Genomic DNA, 17,334 nt, shown 5'->3' on the forward strand with positions numbered 1-17,334 from the left:
CTCTGGCCAGGGCCTCACATGTTCGTATACCGTTGCGAATGATTTCGCCGGAATACGGCCACGGAACCCTGAAGCACAATTACCGTCAGGGATGCGTATAAATCACTGCAACGGGCGCGCTCTTCCCAAATACGGACCAGGGGCAGCAGAAAGCCAGCGACCCGGCATCCGCCACCAAGGCCGCAGCGGTCAGCATGGACCACTGCCCGGAACGCGGCCAAGAGAAAGTCAAGAACACGCCATCACCCCGCAAAGACAGGCGCCCTTGACAGGCGATACACGGCCTGACGTATGCTCTGCGCACGAACGTCTGACAATTTACATTCACGCACCGGATATACTCGAAATCCACTCCCTATTCGCACGCGTTTTCGTGGGGGAAGCATTGGACATCGGGATTCTCGGGCCACTGGTCATCGGCGCCAACGACCAGGACGCGGCGCCGAGCGCACCGAAGCCCCGGCAGCTGCTGGCGCTCCTGGCGGTCCGGGCCGACCGCGTGGTCCCGGTCGACGTGCTGGTCGACGAGTTGTGGGAAAGCGCTCCACCGCCCAGCGCGCTCACCACGGTGCAGACCTACATCGTGCTGCTGCGCCGGCTGCTGGCGGCCGCGTTACGGGTCAGCGGCGCGGTGGTGGCGCAGCAGGTACTGACGTACACCGGTTGGGGATACCAGTTGTCGGCGGGCGAGGGCGCCCACGACGCCAGCGACTTCACCCGGCACGCCGCCCTCGGCCGCCGGGCGCTGGCCGCCGGGGACAACAGCCGGGCCTCGGCCGCCCTGCGCCAGGCGCTCGCCTGCTGGCGCGGACCGGCGCTGGTGGACGTGCGCACCGGCCCGCAACTGCTGGCCCACCGCGTCTCCCTGGAGGAACAGCGCATGGGCACCCTGGAGCAGCGCATTGAGGCCGACCTGCGGCTGGGCCGGCACCATGAGGTCATCGGAGAACTCTCCGGCCTGGTGGTCCAGCACCCGCTGCACGAGAATATCCACTCCCTTTTGATGGTGGCGCTGTACCGCTCGGGCCGCCCCGGCCAGGCGCTGGAGACTTTCCAGACGCTCCATCAGAACCTGCGCGACGAATTGGGAATGGAACCGTCGCCGCGTATACGGACGGTCCAGCAGGGAATTCTGCGCCGGGACTCGTCGCTGGAGGCCGACCAGGAGTCCAAGCTGTTCCTCCAGCAACTGACGCCCTGCCACCCCGCGAGCTGACCGCCGGCAGAAGCCGCACGCGGCGGAAAGCCGCCGCACCGCAGGCGCTCCCGGCCGGCGCCGGACCGGCCTTCGGCGGAGCGCCGGGCGCCGAGCGGCGCGTACGGCGGTGCCGCGGGCCGGATGTATTCTCCCGGCGGGGAACAGCGGAACTCAACGAGGCGGTCGCAGTGGCGCAGGACCGGAAGTCGGGGCGGGCGGGGCGGAGCGCGGTGCAGCAGGGCATCCGCCAGGCGCTCGCGGCCGGGGACATGGTGCCCGGCCAGCGGCTGGTGGAGCAGGAGCTGTCGGACGGCTTCGGCGTCACCCGCAGTTCGGTCCGCGAGGCCCTCCAGGAGCTGGCCGCCGAGGGGCTGGTGGAGTTGGTCCCCAACCGGGGCGCGCGGGTGCGCGTGGTGTCGGTGGAGGACGCCGTGCTGATCACGGAGTGCCGCTCGGCGCTGGAGGTCCTGTGCGCGCGGCGCGCGGCCGTGCACGCCACCGACGACCAGCGGCGCGCGCTCGAGGAGATCGGGGAGCGCATGCGCGCGGCCGTCGCCGAGGGGGCGCTGGACACGTATTCCGCGCTCAACCGCCGCCTGCACGACCTGGTGGCGGCCGCGAGCGGCCAGACGGTGGCCGAGTCGCTGCTCGACCGGCTCAACGGCCAGATGGTGCGCCACCAGTTCCGGCTGGCTGCCCGCGCCGGCCGCCCCGCCCAGTCGCTGCCGCAGCACCTGGCGATCATCGAGGCCGTCGCGGGCGGCGACGCGGACGCGGCGGAGAAGGCGACGCGGGCCCATCTCGACAGCGTGCTGGCGCAGTTGCGCGCCACCGCCGACAGCGGCCTGGGCGCGCTGTGAGGCGCGGCCAGGCCGGGCGGGCGGTGGCGCGCGGCCGGTTCACCAGGGCTGCGCCCCGCGGCAGGGTCACGCGGCGGTGACGCCGGGCGGTGTCACGCGGAAGTGACGTGCGGCGGTGTCACGCGGCGGTGGTGAACCCGGCGTCGAGCTCGGCGTTCAGCCGGACCCGGTCGATGGCGTTCTCCCACTTGCCGACCACCAGCGTGGCCACGCAGTTGCCCGCGATGTTGGTGAAGACGAAGGCCGCCGACAGGATGCTGTGGATGCCCAGCACCAGCGCGATGCTGTCCACCGGGATCTTGTGGGTGGAGCTGAGTGTCAGCGCCAGGACGGCGATCGCCGAGCCGGAGACCCCCGCGCCGCCCTTGGAGGTGAGCAGCAGGATCAGCAGCAGGCCGAGTTGGGCCTGCCAGCCCAGGTCGGTGCCGGTGGCCTGGGCGAGGAAGACGCTCACCGAGGCGAAGTACAGGCAGGTGCCGTCGTGGTTGAAGCTGTAGGCGGTGGGCAGCACCAGGCCGACCACCGACTCGTCGACGCCGAGCCGCTCCAGCTTCGAGGTGAGCTGCGGGAAGACGCTCTCCGAGGAGCTGGTGCCCAGCACCAGCAGCAGTTCGGCGCGGAAGTAGCGCAGCACCTTCAGCAGGCTGACACCGGCGTACCGGGAGACCGGCCACAGCACCAGCAGGAAGAACAGCAGCACGATCAGGTAGAAGACGCCGATCAGCTTGCCCAGTGAGGTGAGCGTGCCCAGCCCGTACTTGGAGACGGTGTAGCCGATCGCGCCGAACGCGGCCAGCGGCGCGATCCGCATCACCTTGCCGATGATCCAGAACAGCGTGCGCTGCACGGTGCCGACCAGCTCCAGCACCGGGGCGCTGCGCTCGCCCAGCGAGGCCAGGCCGCAGGCGAACAGCACGGAGAAGACCAGCACCTGGAGGATGTCGCCCTGGGCGAACGCCTGCACCGCGGAGGTGGGGACCAGGCCGACGAGGAAGTCGTCGAAGCCCTCGGACTTGGCGGGTGCCGTGCCGGTGCCGCCCTGGTGCGACAGGTCGATGTGCACGCCGGAGCCGGGGTGCAGCACGTTGACCACGACCAGGCCGATGATCAGCGCGGCGGTGGTGATCACCTCGAAGTACACCAGGGCCCGGACGGCTATCCGGCCGACCTTCCCCAGGTCGCGCACGCCGGCGATGCCGTGGGTGACCGTGCAGAAGATGATCAGGCCGACGACCATCTGGATCAGGTGGATGAAGATGTCGCCGAGGAACTGCGTGTGCCGCCCCACCGCGGGGGCGTAGTTGCCCACGACGACGCCCAGCGCGACGCCTGCGAGGACCTGGACGGCCAGGTCCCGGTAGAACGGGGTAGGGGGTTTGGGCGCCGCGGGCGGCGCTCCCAGTGTGGCGGTCTCGCTCATCGTGGTATCCGGATTCTCCGTTGAAGGCCGGGTGGCCGGGTCTCGTCCGTGCGCCTCGGCGGACCCGTTGACGTCCCGACTGAATCCCACGTCGATCAGATTGTCAATAATCTTGCCGAAGATATGGTCGCCCGAAGCGCCCGCAATTCCGCGCCGGCCGCGCGGCGCCACGACCTGCGCCGCTACCAGCCGTTCAGCCCGGTCGGCGGCTCGCTCGCCCGCAACTGCTCGATCACGCCCGCGAGTTGGGCCTCCGCCGCCGCGTCGGCCGCGTCCGGGTCGCCGGCCAGGACGGCGTCCACGATGGCCAGCAGCTGCGGCAGCGACTCCTGCGGGCGGCCGGGCCGCATGGCCAGGCGGAACTGGAAGCGCACCATCTGCGTGTTCAGCCGCTCCAGCTGGCGCCGGGCGACAGCCTGGCCGCTGAACTCGATGACCAGGTCGTGCAGGCGCCGGTTGAGCGCCGAGTAGTCCTCGAAGGCGCCCTCGGCGACCGCCGCGCGCAGCCGCTCGCCGACCTCGGCCAGCGCGGCGCGCTGCTGCTCGTCGGCGTGCTCGGCCGCCTTGCGCGCGCACAGCCGCTCCAGCGCGGAGCGGCACTCGGTGATCTGGACCGCCTCCTCCACCGAGACCACCCTGATCCGGGCGCCACGGTTGGGCACCAGCTCCACCAGGTCGTCGGAGGCGAGGTCGAGCAGCGCCTCGCGGACCGAGCTGCGCGTCACCCCCATCCGGTCGGCGAGGTCCTGCTCCACCAGCCGCTGCCCCGGCACGAGGTCGCCGACCCACAGCGCGCGCCGGATCTGCGCACTGACGTGCAGCCGCCCGGCCGCGCCCTTCATACGTGTACTGGTCACCTGGACCGGACTCCTCTCCCTGGCTCCCCCGCACCCGCTCATTCGGCCGGTAACCTTACCATCGGCAATATTGTCAGCAATATGATTGACGACTACTATGCGGAGCGCAGCGCGCCCGGGCGCAGGGCCTTCTGGCCCCCGCCCGGCCACCCCGACCGCGAGGAGAACCGCGTTGATCATCGACTGCCACGGCCACTACACGACCGCGCCCGCGGCGCTGGGCGACTGGCGCGACCGCCAGGTCCAGGCGCTGGCGGGCGACGGCGAACCGCCCCGGCCCGCGGACCTGCGGATCGGCGACGACGAGATCCGGGCGTCCATCGAGGCCAACCAGCTGCGGCAGATGGACGAGCGCGGTATCGACGTGACCGTCTTCTCCCCGCGCGCGTCCTTCATGGCCCACCACGTCGGCGACTTCGCCACCTCGGCGGCGTGGGCGCGGTGCTGCAACGACCTGTGCGCCCGCGTCGGCGAGCTGTTCCCGGACCGGTTCGCGCCGGCCGCGATGCTGCCGCAGTCCCCCGGGGTCGACCCGGCCACCTGCATACCGGAGCTGGTCCGCGCGGTCGAGGAGCTGGGCGCCGTCGCGGTCAACCTCAACCCCGACCCCTCCGGCGGCCACTGGAGCGCGCCGCCGCTCACCGACCGCTCCTGGTACCCGCTCTACGAGAAGATCACCGAACTCGACGTGCCGGTGATGGTGCATGTGAGCACCAGCGACAACCCCGCGTTCCACACCACCGGCGCGCACTACCTCAACGCCGACACCACCGCCTTCATGCAGCTGCTGCAAGGCGACCTGTTCGCCGACTTCCCCACGCTGCGGCTGGTCATCCCGCACGGCGGCGGCTCGGTGCCCTACCACTGGGGGCGCTTCCGCGGTCTGGCGCAGGCGCTCGGCAGGCCGGAGCCGGCGCAGCACCTGCTGGGCAACGTCTTCTTCGACACCTGCGTGTACCACCAGCCCGGCATCGACCTGCTGCTGAAGGTGCTCCCGCCCGCCAACGTGCTCTTCGCCTCGGAGATGATCGGCGCGGTCCGCGGCGTCGACCCGGACACCGGGCACCACTTCGACGACACCCGCCGCTACGTCGAGCAGGCGGGCCTGGCGCCCGCGAACCTCGCGGCGATCACCGAGGGCAACGCCCGCCGGGTCTACCCCCGGCTCGACGCGCGGCTGCGCGCGGCCGGCCGCTGAGCCGCGCCCCCGCGCAGCGCACCCGCGCCCGCACCACATACCCCGCACCGCAGCACGTCCGAGCGGCATCCACCGAGAGGAACCCACCATGCAGGAACTCGGCGTCGTCCACACGACCATCGAGCGGGCCGACCCCGCCGCCGTGGCGCGGCTGTCCGCGCTGGGCGTGGCGACCGTGCACGAGGCGATGGGCCGGCTCGGCCTGATGCACCCGGCGATCCGCCCGGTCTACCCCGGCGCCCGGCTGTGCGGCACCGCGGTGACCGTGCTGCTCCAGCCCGGCGACAACTGGATGCTGCACGTCGCCGCCGAGCAGGTCCGGCCCGGTGACGTGGTGGTCGCCGCCTGCACCTCCGAGAGCCGCGACGGCTTCTTCGGCGAACTGCTGGCCACCTCGCTGCGGGCCCGCGGCGCGCGCGGCCTGGTGATCGACGGCGGCTGCCGCGACGTCGCCGACCTGGAGCGGATGGACTTCCCCGTCTTCAGCACCGCGATCCACGCCAAGGGCACCGTGAAGGCCACCCTCGGCTCGGTCAACGTGCCGGTGGTGTGCGCGAACACCCTGGTCACCCCGGGCGACGTGGTGCTCGCGGACGCCGACGGCGTGGTGGTCGTACCGGCCGCGCGGGCCACCGCGACCGCCGAGGCGGGCGAGGCCCGCGAAGCCGCCGAGGAGGTCAAGCGCGGCCGGCTCGCCGCGGGCGAACTCGGCCTGGACATCTACCGGATGCGCGAGACGCTGCGGGACCGCGGCCTGCGCTACGTCGACTGAACGGACCGGCCGACCGAGCCGACCGTGCCAACCGAAAGGAACCGACACCGCTCATGCTGGTGATCGACAGCCACACCCACGTCATCTCGACCGACGCCGCGCGCTACCCCGCCGACCCGATCGGCGGCCGCCGCTCCACCTGGTCGCAGGAGCACCCGGTCGACCTCGAGGGCCTGATCGCCGCCCTGGACACCGCCGGCATCGACCGGGCCGTGGTCGTCCAGGCGTCCACCGTCTACGGCCACGACAACCGCTACCTGGCCGACTCCGTCGCCGCGCACCCGGACCGGCTGGTCGGCGTCCACTCGCTGGACGCGATGGCGCCCGACGCGGTGGAGCGGATCGCGCACTGGCACTCCCGCGGGCTGTCGGGCTTCCGGCTGTTCACCACCGGCACCACCATGCCCGGCCAGGCCGACTGGCTCGGCCACCCCGACACCTTCCCCGCGTGGGAGTACGCCGAGGCGCACGACATCCCGATCTGCCTCCAGATGACGACCGACGGCATCCCGGCGCTGCGCGGCGCCCTCGAGCGCTTCCCGCGCACCCGGGTGCTCCTCGACCACTGCGCGCGCCCCGACCTGTCCGACGGGGCGCCCTACCGGAAGGCCGCGGCGCTCTTCACGCTGGCGCACTTCCCGGGCGTGCACCTGAAGCTCACCCACCGCGCGCTCGGCGCCGCCGCGAAGGGCGCCTCCACGGTGCCGGACTTCCTGGCCGCGCTGCTGTCGGCGTACGGCTCCGCGCGGCTGATGTGGGGCTCCAACTTCCCCGCCGCCGACGGCAAGCTCGCCGACCTGCTGGCCGAGGCCCGGTCGGCGCTGAGCGGCCTGTCGGCCGCCGACGCGGCGGCGGTCTTCGGCGGCACCGCGGACACCTTCTACTGGGGTGCGCGCCGCGCGGAGGCCGACCGTGCCTGAGACCCGCCTGAGCATCGCGCTGGACACCCACCCCGTCGGCACCCTGCTGCGCGGCGGCACCCTCACCGACCCGCGCGTGCGGCTGGACTTCGCCGACGTCGCACCGATCCACAAGGCGTTCGCGCCGATGGTGCGCGAGCAGCGCTACGACGTGAGCGAACTGGCCGTCGTCACCGCGCTCCAGGCGATCGCGCACGGCCACCCGGTCGCGGTGCTGCCGGTGGTGGTCGCCGCGCGCTTCCAGCGCAAGTGCCTGATCGCGCACCGGTCGCGGCCGGTCACCGACCCGGCGCAGCTGCGCGGCCGCCGGATCGGGGTGCGCGCCTACACCCAGACCACCGGGATGTGGGTGCGCAGCCACCTCGCGGAGGACTTCGGGCTGGCGGCCGACCAGTCGCAGTGGGTCACCCAGGACGAGGCGCACGTCCCGGAGTACGCCGACCCGCCGTTCGTGGACCGCTCGCTGTCCGGCAGCCTCGTCGAGGCGCTGCGCTCGGGCGCGGTGGACGCGGCCGTCCTCGGCAACGACCTGCCCGGCGGCGACGAGTTCGTGCCCGTCTTCGACCGCGCCGCGCAGCGCGACCGCGCCTGGTACGACGCCCACGGGTACGCGCCGGTCAACCACCTGGTGGCCGTCTCCACCGAGGTCCTGGCGCGGCAGCCGGACGCGGTCCGTGGCGCGTACGCGCTGCTGTGCCGCGCCGAGGAGACCGCCGCGCGGCAGGCCGCCGACCGGCAGCCGGACGCGCCGCGCCTGACGAGGTCGGGAGCGGACCGGCTGAGCGGCCCGATCGAGGAGATCGCCGCCGCGTGCCTGGCGCAGGGGCTGCTGCCCCGGCCGCTGACCGCCGAGGAGGTCTTCGGCCCGGCCCGCGACCTGCTCGCCGCCTGACCGGATCGGCGGCGAGCGGGGGATTCAGTCCGCGACCGGCGTGCGCCCGCCGGTCGTGGACTCCCCCACCGCCAGGCGGTAAGGGGCCAGATGGACCGCGTGGCGCGGCGGGGTCGCCGCGCCGATCCGGTCGGCGAGGGAGGTGACCGCCAGCGACGCGATGGCCGCCTTGTCGGGCACCACCGACGTCAGCGAGGGGATGGCGTACCGGCCCTCGTCGGTGCCGTCGACGCTGGCCACCGCGATGTCGCCGGGCACCGCGAGCCCGGCCTCGTGGAAGGCGCGGATCGCGCCGACGGCCAGCAGGTCGTTGAAGCAGAAGACCGCGTCGGGGCGGCCGCCGGCCGGGAGCGCGGCGAGCGTGCGGCCGGCGTGCAGGCCGCTGCGCCGGTCGAACTCCTCGACCGGCGGCGCCAGGCGCGGGTCGAAGGGCAGTCCGGCCTCGTGCAGGGCGAGTTGGAAGCCCTCCAGGCGCTGGCGGCTGGTCGCGGAGTGCTGCCGGTCCACGCCGACGGCCGCGAACCGGGTCCGGCCCAGGGACGCGAGGTGGGCGGTGGCCTCGCGGGCGGCGGCCACGTTGTCGATCAGGACGTGGTCGGTGGCGAGCTGCTCCCGGCCGTCCTCGCGCTCGCCGAGCAGCACCAGCGGGAAGCCGGCCGTGGTGGCGGCGAGTTCGTCGAAGGGCACCCGCAGCGGGGAGAGGATCACCCCGTCCAGCAGGGCCGAGCCGAGCCCGCTGGCCAGCCGCAGTTCCTCGTGGGCGTCGCCGAGGGTCTCCTCGATGAGCACCGTCAGCCCGATCCGGGACGCCTCGGTCCGTACATGGTGGGCGAGTTCGGCGAAGTAGGGGGTGGCCAGGAAGGGCACCGCCAGCGCGATCAGCCCGCTGCGGCCGGTGCGCAGCCGCACCGCCGAGGGGTTGGGCCGGTAGCCGAGCTCCTGCACCGCGGCCATGACGCGCTCCCGGGTGGCGGGCGCCACCTTCGACATTCCGCGTACAACGTTGGAAACCGTCTTGACGGAGACGCCCGCCCGGTCGGCGACGTCCTTGAGCCTCACTGCCGTCACGTAACTCCCCTTCTGAGCGGTGCCTCATTGTAGGGCAGTTCCCCGCAGACCGGCTCCCCTTCGGCGACACGGGCGATCCGGCGGCGCCCTAAGGGTTGACCGCCCGTACGCATGCTGGTTACAACGTTGGAACAGCGAGGCGAAGGAGCCGTCGGTCTGCCCCTGCTGCGGGGTTCCGCTGCGCCTCGCGCCTTGCGTGACGTACCGCCAGCCGCACGAGAGGGCCCGTATGTCCCCGCACGAACCGCTGCCCCCGCACCTCCCGGCCACCCCGCTGCGCACCGCGGTGGTGGGCGCCGGAGCCATCGCCCGCGGCGCCCACCTGCCCGCGCTCGCCGCGCTCGCGGACGAGGGCGGGGTGCAGGTCGCCGCCGTCGTGGACGTCGCCGAGGACGCGGCCCGCGCCGCCGCCGGGCAGTTCGCCGTACCCGGCGCCTTCACCGATGTCGGCGCCATGCTCGACCAGGTGCGCCCGGACCTGGTGGTGCTGTGCACCCCGCCGGCCCTGCACCGGGAGCAGGCCATCGCCGCGCTGCGGGCCGGCGCCCATGTGTGGTGCGAGAAGCCGCCCTGCCCCTCGCTCGCCGACTACGACGCGGTCGCGGCCGCCGCGGGCCCCGCGCCCGGCGCGCCCACCGCCTCCTACGTCTTCCAGCACCGCTTCGGCTCCGGGGCCCGCCATGTGCGCCGGCTGCTGCACGAGGGCGCCTTCGGCCGGCCGCTGGTCGCGCACTGCCAGACCACCTGGTACCGGGACGCCGCCTACTACGCGGTGCCCTGGCGCGGCCGCTGGGACACCGAGGGCGGCGGCCCGGCGATGGGCCACGGCATCCACCAGACCGACCTGCTGCTGGACCTGATGGGGCCGTGGCAGGAGATCCGCGCGATGGCCGCCCGGCTGGTGCACGACGTGCAGACCGAGGACGTCTCCACCGCGCAGGTCCGCTTCGCCGGCGGCGCGGTGGCCACCGTCGTCAACAGCGTGCTCAGCCCCGACGAGGTCAGCCGGATCAGGATCGACTGCGAGCTCGCCACCATCGAGCTGACCCACCTGTACGGTTACCGCAACGCCGACTGGCGGATCACCCCGGCCCCCGGCGTCCCCGCGCGGACCGCCGCGGCCTGGCACGACTTCGGCCCCGACGAGCCGAGCTCCCACCTGGCCCAACTGCGCGCCCTGGTGGCCGACATCCGCGCCGGCACCCCGCACCCGACCAGCGGCGGGGGCGGCCGCCGGGTCGTGGAGTTCACCGCCGCGCTCTACAAGTCCGCCTTCACCGACAGCACCGTCCGGGCCGGGCAGATCCGCCCCGGCGACCCGTTCTACGCCGCCATGCACGGCGGCGCCCCCGACCGGCTCCCGGTCGGCGCCCGCGAGGAGGAGCAGCCCGCATGACGCTCTCGCTGACCCACGTCCACGACGACCGGATCACCGTCACCCACCAGGGCACCGGTACCGAGCTGTTCGCGTACGTCTACCGCCCGGAGGCCGCCTGGGAGGCGCCCAAGCCCTACCTCCACCCGATCCGCACCCTCGCCGGCGGCCTCGTCACCGACTACCGCCCCAACGACCACCGCTGGCACAAGGGCCTCCAGCTGACGGCCTCGCACCTGTCGGGCCAGAACCTGTGGGGCGGCAACACCTATGTGCACGGCGAGGGCTACCTCGCGCTGCCGGAGCGGGTCGGCTCGATGGCGCACACCGGCTTCGACGAGGTGTCCGCCGGCCCGGACGGCGTGGTGATCGCCGAGCGCCTGAGCTGGCACCCGCACGACGGCTCGCTGTGGGCGCGGGAGGAGCGCCGGATCGAGGTGCGGGCCGACGCCGACGCCGGCAGCTGGAGCCTGACCTGGTCCTCCGCGGTCACCAACCGGCGGGACGAGCCGCTGCGGTTCGGCAGCCCCACCACCGCCGGGCGCCCCGATGCCGGCTACACCGGGCTGTTCTGGCGCGGCCCGCGGGCCTTCCGCGACGGGCACGCCTTCACCGAGGACGCCGACAGCGCCGAGCGCGACCTGATGGGTCATCAGGCGCCCTGGCTCGCCTACAGCGGCGAGCACGACGGCCGCGACGGGCACGCCACCCTCGTCTTCGAGCACGCGCCGGGCAACGACCACACCGGCGCGAAGGGCGTCCACCCCGCGCACTGGTTCGTCCGCACCGACCCCTTCGCCGCGGTCGCCCCGTCCTTCGCCTTCCACCAGGAGCTGGTGCTCGACCCCGGCGACACCCTCGCCCGCGCCTACCGCGTCCATGTCGCCGACGGCGCCTGGGACCGGGCCGCGGTCATCGCACACCTGGAGCGTCATCCGTGGTGACCGGCTACGACGGGTTCCCCGGGGCGGTCGGCGTCTCCCGGCTGAGCGTCTACGACTGGCCGACCGTCGACGGCCGCCCCGGCGGCGGCACCCCGCACCTGCACCTGACGTGCAGCGAGGGATACGTCGTCACCGGCGGCGAGGGCGCCGTGCAGACGCTGACCGCCGGCGGCTTCGAGGAGACCGAGCTGCGCGCCGGCACCGTGGTGTGGTTCACCCCCGGCACCATCCACCGGCTGGTCAACACCGGGGAGCTGCGGATCACCGTCGTCATGCAGAACGACGGGCTGCCCGAGGCGGGCGACGCGGTCCTCACGCTGCCGCCGCACCTGCTCACCGACCCGGATACCTACGCGGCCGCGGTCCGGCTGCCGGCCGGGGAGGGCGAGGCCGCGCAGGCGGAGGCGGCCCGCGCCCGCCGCGACCTGGCCACCCGCCGCTTCACCGAGTTGCGGACGGCGGTCGCCGCGGGCGACCCCGAGCCGCTGGCCGCCTTCCACCGAGCGGCGGCCGCGCTGGTGCGGCCGCGGCTGGCCGACTGGGAGCGCCGCTGGCGCGAGGGCGCCGCAGCCGCGGCCGCCGCCACCCGCGACCAGCTCGCGGCGCTGGCCGCGGGCGACCCGGGCCACCTGGCCGCGGCCCGCACCCATGCCACCGGCCCCACCGCCACCGGGCGGTTCGGCATGTGCGGCCGGCTCGACGTCTACCACGGCGCGTAGCCGCCCCGCCCGTACGGCCCCGCCCCACCACCCCTCAACACCCGCCGACCCGAGCGCCGGACCCCACCGCGAGCCGCACCGACCGTACGCCCGCACCCACCCCTCACCCCCGCGCACCCGACGCCACCCGCCGAATCGACCGCGGGCGATACCGCCTGCCCGCCCGGCGCCGCCCGGCACCTGTCCCCCATCACCCCACCCCGTCCCGAAAGGCCACCATGCCCGAGCCCCGAAGCGGCCGGCGCCGGTTCCCCCGCCGCCGGGCGGCCACCGCGGCACTCGCCGCCGCCTTCAGCACCGTCCTCCTGGCCGGCCTCACCTCCTGCGGCGCCTCCGACGCCGGCGGCCACATCACCCTCACCTTCTCCTGGTGGGGCAACGACGACCGGCAGGCCCGCACCGAGCAGGCCGTGAAGCTGTTCGAGAAGGCGCACCCCGGCGTCACCGTCCAGATGTCCAACGCCGACTTCGGCTCCTACAAGCAGCGGCTGTCCACCCAGGCCGCGGGCGGCGGCATACCCGACCTGGCCCAGCTGGACTACCGCCAGATCTCCCAGTTCGCGGGCGGCGGCGCGCTGCTCCCGCTGGACCGGTACGTCAAGGACGGCACCCTGGACACCGGCGAGATGGACGCCTCGCTGGTCCGCACCGGCCACCTCGACGGCAGGCAGTACGCCCTGCCGATGGGCCGCGGCATCACCGGCTACGTCTACGACGCCACCGTCTTCGCCCAGGCCGGCATCCCGGCACCCCAACCCTCCTGGACCTGGGAGGACTGGGCCCAGGTCGCCGCGAAGATCACCGCCATGAAGCTGAAGACCCCCGACGGGCGGACCGCGGCGGGCGCCAACGACGGCGGCAGCAACGAGGACGTCTTCGAGGACTGGCTGCGCGGCCACGGCAAGCAGCTGTACGCCGGCCCCAGCACCCTCGGCTACACCGAGCAGGACCTCGCCGCCTTCTGGAGCTTCTGCCACCGGCTCCAGAAGTCCGGGGCGCTGGTGTCGTCAAAGGACAGCGCGCAGGCCGACGCGACCGGCATCAGCGCCTTCAGCCGCGGCCTGGACGCCCTGGACTACTCCTGGGACGCCACCTTCACCGGCTTCACCAGCCCCAGCGGGCACACCATCCGCTACGCCCCGGTCCCCACCGTCGGCGGCCGGGCCGGCTCCTACTTCAAGCCCACCATGCTCATCGGCATCGGCGCCCACTCCAAGCACCCGAAGGAGGCCGCCGAGTTGATGGACTTCCTCCTCAACGACCCGCGGGCCGGCGACGTCCTGGGCGTCACCCGCTCCCAGCCGCCCAACCGGAAGATCGCCGCCGCGGTCGACCGCAAGCTGACCGGTCCCGACCGGCAGGTGTGGCAGTTCGACGAGGAGATGGAGAAGTACGGCGTGCAGCCGCCGCCGTCCGCACCCCCCAAGGGCGATGTCGCGATCGAGAGCGCCTTCACCCGCGAGTACCAGCGGGTGGAGTTCGGGCTCGCCTCGCCGCGGAAGGCGGCCCACGAACTGATCGTCCAGGCGAAGCAGGAGCTGGAGTCATGACCGTCGCGCCGATCGAACTGCCCGAGCCCGCCGGGCGCACCGCGGCGGGAAGCACCCGGCCCGGCCGCACACCGCGCCGCCGCGAGGCGCGCTGGCCCGCGTACGTCTTCCTCACCCCGTGGATGATCGGCGCCCTCGCGGTCACCCTGGTGCCGATGGCGGTCTCGCTGTACCTCTCCTTCACCAGCTACGACATGTTCAGCGCCCCGCACTGGGTGGGCCTGCGCAACTACCGCGAGATGCTCACCTCCGACCCGCGCTTCTGGCGGTCGGTGCTGACCACCCTGAAGTACGTGGTCATCGCGGTGCCGCTGAAGCTGGCGCTGGCGCTCGGCGCGGCGCTGCTGCTCAGGCGGCTCAGCCGCGGCCGCGGCTTCTACCGGTCGGCGTTCTACGCCCCCTCGCTGCTGGGCGCGAGCATGTCGATCGCCCTGGTCTTCCGGGCGCTGTTCAACGACGGCGGCACCGTGGACAAGGTGCTGGGCACCTTCGGCATCCACATCGGCGGCTGGGTCGGCAACCCGCACCTGGCCACCTACGTGGTGGTGCTGCTGACCATCTGGCAGTTCGGCGCCCCCATGGTCATCTTCCTCGCCGGCCTCCAGCAGATCTCGCCGGAGCTGTACGAGGCGGCCGCGCTCGACGGGGCGGGCCCCTGGCGGCAGTTCGCCGCCATCACGGTGCCGATGCTCTCGCCGGTGGTCTTCTTCAACCTGGTGCTGGAGATGATCCAGTCCTTCCAGGTCTTCACGCCCGCCTTCGTGGTCAGCGGCGGCAACGGCGGCCCGGCCGACTCCACCCTCTTCTACACGCTCTACCTCTACGAGCGCGGGTTCACCGCCTCGCACATGGGCTACGCCTCGGCCATGGCCTGGCTGATGCTGCTCGCCATCGCGGCGGTCACCGCGGTGATGTTCAAGGTCTCCCGGTCCTGGGTGTTCTACGCGGACGAGGCGGAATGATGAACCAGACCCTGCAACGCCGGCTGCCCCACGTGGTGGCCCTGCTCGCGCTGATCGCCCTGCTCTACCCGCTGCTGTGGCTGCTGGTGACCTCGGTGAAGCCCGCCGACGAGGTGGTGACCAGCGTCGACCTGTGGCCGCACCACTTCGAGTGGAGCAACTACAGCACCGCGCTGGACGGCGTCTCGGGCGTGTCGGTGCCGCGGCTGCTCGGCAACAGCCTGCTGATCAGCCTGGGCGCGGTGGTCGGCAACGTGGTCTCCTGCTCGCTGGCCGCCTACGCCTTCGCCCGGCTGCGGTTCCGGATGCGCGGCCCGATGTTCGCCTTCACCGTGGCGACCTTGATGCTGCCGCAGCACGTGGTGCTGATCCCGCAGTACATCATCTTCAACAAGCTCGGCATGACGAACACCTACTGGCCGCTGGTGCTGCCGAAGTTCCTCGCGGTGGAGGCGTTCTTCGTCTTCCTCATCGTGCAGTTCATGCGGAACCTGCCCCGGGACCTGGAGGAGGCCGCGCGGATCGACGGCTGCGGCCCGTTCCGGTCGTTCTTCCACATCATCCTGCCGCTGAGCCGGCCGGCGCTGATCACCACCGCGATCTTCTCGTTCATCTGGTCCTGGAACGACTTCTTCGCGCAGATGATCTACCTGTTCTCGCCGCAGAAGGCCACGATCACCCTCGCGCTGCGGAACTTCGTCGACCAGTCGAGCACCTCCGCCTACGGGCCGATGTTCGCGATGTCGGTGATCTCGGTGCTGCCGATCGTGCTGTTCTTCTTCGTCTTCCAGCGCTACCTGGTGCAGGGCATGGCCACATCCGGACTCAAGGGCTGAGGAGGAGCGTTGACCCGCACATCCGCATCCGCAACCGCATCCGCGACCGCTTCCGCCACCACACGCGCCACCACACCCGCGGCCGTCTCCCGACGGGCGCACCGCGAACCGGGCGAGGTGTTCGGCGCCGGCTTCACCCTCTTCGCCGACATGCTGCTGGTGGGGGTGGTCACCGCGGTGGCCTGCCTGCCGGTGGTCACCGCCCCGGCGGCGCTGTCGGCGGCCAGTGCCGCGCTGCGCCGCAGCGCGGCGACCGGAGTGCAGGTCAAGGCGGGCGACCTGCTGGCCGGCCTGCGGGAGCGGCTGACCCCTTCCGCGCTCGCCAAGGGCCTGCTACCGCCGGCGTTCGCGGTCCTGCTGCTGCTCGACGAGCGGCTGCTGCGCGCCGGGCTGCCCGGGGCGGGCCTGATGGCGCCGGTCCTGCTGCTGCTCGCGGTCGGCGCCGCCGCGGTCGGCCTGCGCGCGGTCGCCCTGGACGGGCCGCACCGGCTCTGCGGCCGTCAGGCGCTGGCCCGTTCGCTGGCCGACCCGCGCGGCACCGCGCTGCTGGCCGCCGCCGCGGTGCTCGCGGCGGTCCTGGTGTGGGCGATGCCGGTCCTGCTGCCGCTGCTGCCCGGCCCGCTCGCCCTGGCCGCGACCGCCGTGGACGTCCGCCACCGCCCGCCGGCGGTGTCCAGGACGGGCCGCTGACGGGGGCGGCGGGCGGGCCGCCCGGCGTTCAGGGGAGGTACTCGTTGGTCCACTGGCTGTCGGTGACCGCGGCCTTCTTGTCCAGGGTGACCAGGGAGTTGACGAAGCCCAGCGTCGTGGCCCAGCCCTGGGCGTCCATCGCGTCGCTGGTCGGCCAGGCCACCTGGCGCAGGCTCGCGGCGACCACGTCCGCGGCCACGCCCGGCACCGCCTTGCGCGCCGCCGCCTGCACCGCGGCCGACTCCAGGTGCGCGTGCATGTAGGCGGTGGCCTGCTGGACGGCGGCGGCGACCTTCCTGGCGGTGTCGGCATGCTGGGAGAGGTAGTTGCTGCGGGCCACCACGAACTGGCCGTAGCCGGCCTCCTTCTGCGACCACGCCGGGACCTTCACCGGGTCGGCGACCACCACGCCGTCCCCGGAGTCCTGGATCTCCAGCGGGGTCGGCTCGGAGGTGGCGAACCAGTCGATCTGGTTGCTCTTCAGCGCCGCCTTGTCGGCCACCGGGCTGGGCAGCGACACCCACTTCACCTTGCCGGGGTCCACGCCGTAGCCCTTGAGGAAGATGCTCGCCTCGCCCTTGGTGTTGGCCGAACTCGATCCCCCGGTGGAGCCGTCGAGCGCCTTGGCGACCTGCGCCGCGGGCGTCGAAGCGGTCAGGTGGTGAGCCTTGGCGAACTTGGTGCTGACGATCAGGCCGAGCGGATAGCCGCCGGCGTCGGTGCCGATCGCGGTCTCGGGGACGTTCTTGCCGAGCGCGGCCAGGAAGCCGTTGGGGCTGTCGTTGAGGAACTGCACCGAGCCCGACTGGAGCGCGGACGCCCCCGTGGAGGCGTTCAGCGTCACGTATTCGACCTTCAGGCCCTGCGCGGCGAAGTACCCCTGGCCGTCGGCGACCTCGATCGGGGTGTCCAGGATGTTCCCGCTGACGCCGATGGTGACGGTGGCGCCGGAGGAGCCGCCCGAACCGGCCGAGGAGCCCCCGCCGCACGCGGTCAGCAGCAGTGCGCCGGCGGCGGCCAGTGCCGCCGCGGCCCGTCGCCCGCGAAGTTGAGGTCGCATCAGATCCGCTCTC

17 protein-coding genes are annotated in these 17,334 nt (G+C 73.1%); 13 read left to right on the top strand and 4 right to left on the bottom strand.

Going from position 1 to position 17,334, the window contains the following annotated elements; all coding sequences use genetic code 11:
- Window positions 1-385: 385 nt before the first annotated feature.
- Window positions 386-1,216: an AfsR/SARP family transcriptional regulator gene (locus AC3EVP_RS32525; protein ID WP_435136179.1), complete on the top strand. Its 831-nt coding sequence runs from the start codon at window positions 386-388 to the stop codon at window positions 1,214-1,216.
- Window positions 1,217-1,386: 170 nt separating this feature from the next.
- Complete coding sequence (locus AC3EVP_RS32530) at window positions 1,387-2,058, top strand: GntR family transcriptional regulator (RefSeq protein WP_335984070.1); 672 nt, start codon at window positions 1,387-1,389, stop codon at window positions 2,056-2,058.
- Between the two features lie 118 nt (window positions 2,059-2,176).
- Here AC3EVP_RS32530 and AC3EVP_RS32535 read toward each other — a convergent pair whose 3' ends face one another.
- Together AC3EVP_RS32535 and AC3EVP_RS32540 are read right to left on the bottom strand one after the other, a co-directional pair.
- Entirely contained in the window at window positions 2,177-3,478 is a 1,302-nt protein-coding gene (locus tag AC3EVP_RS32535) for a cation:dicarboxylate symporter family transporter (RefSeq protein ID WP_435136182.1), read from the bottom strand.
- A gap of 182 nt (window positions 3,479-3,660) precedes the next feature.
- The gene (locus AC3EVP_RS32540; protein WP_335984109.1) at window positions 3,661-4,320 is read right to left on the bottom strand and encodes a GntR family transcriptional regulator; all 660 of its coding nucleotides are present in this window, start codon (window positions 4,318-4,320) and stop codon (window positions 3,661-3,663) included.
- 187 nt (window positions 4,321-4,507) lie between these two features.
- On the opposite strand from AC3EVP_RS32540, the gene AC3EVP_RS32545 reads away from it, so the two are divergent.
- The 4 genes from AC3EVP_RS32545 to AC3EVP_RS32560 all read left to right on the top strand — a co-directional run bounded on the left by AC3EVP_RS32545 (window position 4,508) and on the right by AC3EVP_RS32560 (window position 8,117).
- On the top strand, window positions 4,508-5,533 hold the full coding sequence (locus AC3EVP_RS32545; protein WP_435136185.1) for an amidohydrolase family protein: 1,026 nt from the start codon (window positions 4,508-4,510) through the stop codon (window positions 5,531-5,533).
- 88 nt (window positions 5,534-5,621) lie between these two features.
- Window positions 5,622-6,305 (top strand): 4-carboxy-4-hydroxy-2-oxoadipate aldolase/oxaloacetate decarboxylase, encoded by a 684-nt coding sequence (gene ligK / locus AC3EVP_RS32550; protein ID WP_335984076.1) that lies wholly within the window; start codon window positions 5,622-5,624, stop codon window positions 6,303-6,305.
- 53 nt (window positions 6,306-6,358) lie between these two features.
- Window positions 6,359-7,225: an amidohydrolase family protein gene (locus AC3EVP_RS32555; RefSeq protein WP_435136189.1), complete on the top strand. Its 867-nt coding sequence runs from the start codon at window positions 6,359-6,361 to the stop codon at window positions 7,223-7,225.
- Window positions 7,218-8,117 (top strand): substrate-binding domain-containing protein, encoded by a 900-nt coding sequence (locus AC3EVP_RS32560; protein ID WP_435136192.1) that lies wholly within the window; start codon window positions 7,218-7,220, stop codon window positions 8,115-8,117. The genes AC3EVP_RS32555 and AC3EVP_RS32560 overlap by 8 nt, the downstream gene beginning before the upstream one ends.
- Before the next feature lie 24 nt (window positions 8,118-8,141).
- Here the strand turns inward: AC3EVP_RS32560 and AC3EVP_RS32565 are convergent, their stop codons facing one another.
- Complete coding sequence (locus tag AC3EVP_RS32565; protein WP_435136195.1) at window positions 8,142-9,185, bottom strand: LacI family DNA-binding transcriptional regulator; 1,044 nt, start codon at window positions 9,183-9,185, stop codon at window positions 8,142-8,144.
- A gap of 229 nt (window positions 9,186-9,414) precedes the next feature.
- On the opposite strand from AC3EVP_RS32565, the gene AC3EVP_RS32570 reads away from it, so the two are divergent.
- From AC3EVP_RS32570 to AC3EVP_RS32600, 7 genes are all read left to right on the top strand, one after another.
- The gene (locus AC3EVP_RS32570) at window positions 9,415-10,581 is read left to right on the top strand and encodes a Gfo/Idh/MocA family protein (protein WP_435136198.1); all 1,167 of its coding nucleotides are present in this window, start codon (window positions 9,415-9,417) and stop codon (window positions 10,579-10,581) included.
- A complete protein-coding gene (locus AC3EVP_RS32575; RefSeq protein ID WP_435136201.1) occupies window positions 10,578-11,504 on the top strand; it encodes a DUF6807 domain-containing protein in 927 nt (308 codons plus the stop codon). The genes AC3EVP_RS32570 and AC3EVP_RS32575 overlap by 4 nt, the downstream gene beginning before the upstream one ends.
- Window positions 11,501-12,223, top strand: coding sequence for a cupin domain-containing protein (locus tag AC3EVP_RS32580; protein ID WP_435136204.1), 723 nt, complete (start codon window positions 11,501-11,503; stop codon window positions 12,221-12,223). The genes AC3EVP_RS32575 and AC3EVP_RS32580 overlap by 4 nt, the downstream gene beginning before the upstream one ends.
- A gap of 218 nt (window positions 12,224-12,441) precedes the next feature.
- The gene (locus AC3EVP_RS32585; protein ID WP_435136207.1) at window positions 12,442-13,773 is read left to right on the top strand and encodes an ABC transporter substrate-binding protein; all 1,332 of its coding nucleotides are present in this window, start codon (window positions 12,442-12,444) and stop codon (window positions 13,771-13,773) included.
- Window positions 13,770-14,735, top strand: a complete 966-nt coding sequence (locus tag AC3EVP_RS32590; protein ID WP_435136210.1) for a carbohydrate ABC transporter permease — start codon at window positions 13,770-13,772, stop codon at window positions 14,733-14,735. Before AC3EVP_RS32585 ends, AC3EVP_RS32590 begins: the two co-directional genes overlap by 4 nt.
- Complete coding sequence (locus tag AC3EVP_RS32595) at window positions 14,732-15,571, top strand: carbohydrate ABC transporter permease (RefSeq protein ID WP_435136213.1); 840 nt, start codon at window positions 14,732-14,734, stop codon at window positions 15,569-15,571. Before AC3EVP_RS32590 ends, AC3EVP_RS32595 begins: the two co-directional genes overlap by 4 nt.
- Window positions 15,572-15,580: 9 nt before the next feature.
- Window positions 15,581-16,261, top strand: a complete 681-nt coding sequence (locus tag AC3EVP_RS32600) for a hypothetical protein (protein ID WP_435136216.1) — start codon at window positions 15,581-15,583, stop codon at window positions 16,259-16,261.
- Window positions 16,262-16,289: 28 nt separating this feature from the next.
- Here AC3EVP_RS32600 and AC3EVP_RS32605 read toward each other — a convergent pair whose 3' ends face one another.
- The gene (locus AC3EVP_RS32605; protein WP_435136219.1) at window positions 16,290-17,321 is read right to left on the bottom strand and encodes an ABC transporter substrate-binding protein; all 1,032 of its coding nucleotides are present in this window, start codon (window positions 17,319-17,321) and stop codon (window positions 16,290-16,292) included.
- Window positions 17,322-17,334: the final 13 nt, after the last annotated feature.

The sequence above is a fragment of the Actinacidiphila sp. bgisy144 genome (assembly GCF_057708105.1).

Excerpts from the sequence above, each read along its gene's own strand:
- AC3EVP_RS32535 (WP_435136182.1), bottom strand. The coding sequence starts at position 3,478 with ATGAGCGAGACCGCCACACTGGGAGCGCCGCCCGCGGCGCCCAAACCC.
- AC3EVP_RS32540 (WP_335984109.1), bottom strand. The coding sequence starts at position 4,320 with ATGAAGGGCGCGGCCGGGCGGCTGCACGTCAGTGCGCAGATCCGGCGC.
- ligK (WP_335984076.1), top strand. The coding sequence starts at position 5,622 with ATGCAGGAACTCGGCGTCGTCCACACGACCATCGAGCGGGCCGACCCC.
- AC3EVP_RS32555 (WP_435136189.1), top strand. The coding sequence starts at position 6,359 with ATGCTGGTGATCGACAGCCACACCCACGTCATCTCGACCGACGCCGCG.
- AC3EVP_RS32570 (WP_435136198.1), top strand. The coding sequence starts at position 9,415 with ATGTCCCCGCACGAACCGCTGCCCCCGCACCTCCCGGCCACCCCGCTG.
- AC3EVP_RS32575 (WP_435136201.1), top strand. The coding sequence starts at position 10,578 with ATGACGCTCTCGCTGACCCACGTCCACGACGACCGGATCACCGTCACC.
- AC3EVP_RS32585 (WP_435136207.1), top strand. The coding sequence starts at position 12,442 with ATGCCCGAGCCCCGAAGCGGCCGGCGCCGGTTCCCCCGCCGCCGGGCG.
- AC3EVP_RS32590 (WP_435136210.1), top strand. The coding sequence starts at position 13,770 with ATGACCGTCGCGCCGATCGAACTGCCCGAGCCCGCCGGGCGCACCGCG.
- AC3EVP_RS32595 (WP_435136213.1), top strand. The coding sequence starts at position 14,732 with ATGATGAACCAGACCCTGCAACGCCGGCTGCCCCACGTGGTGGCCCTG.
- AC3EVP_RS32605 (WP_435136219.1), bottom strand. The coding sequence starts at position 17,321 with ATGCGACCTCAACTTCGCGGGCGACGGGCCGCGGCGGCACTGGCCGCC.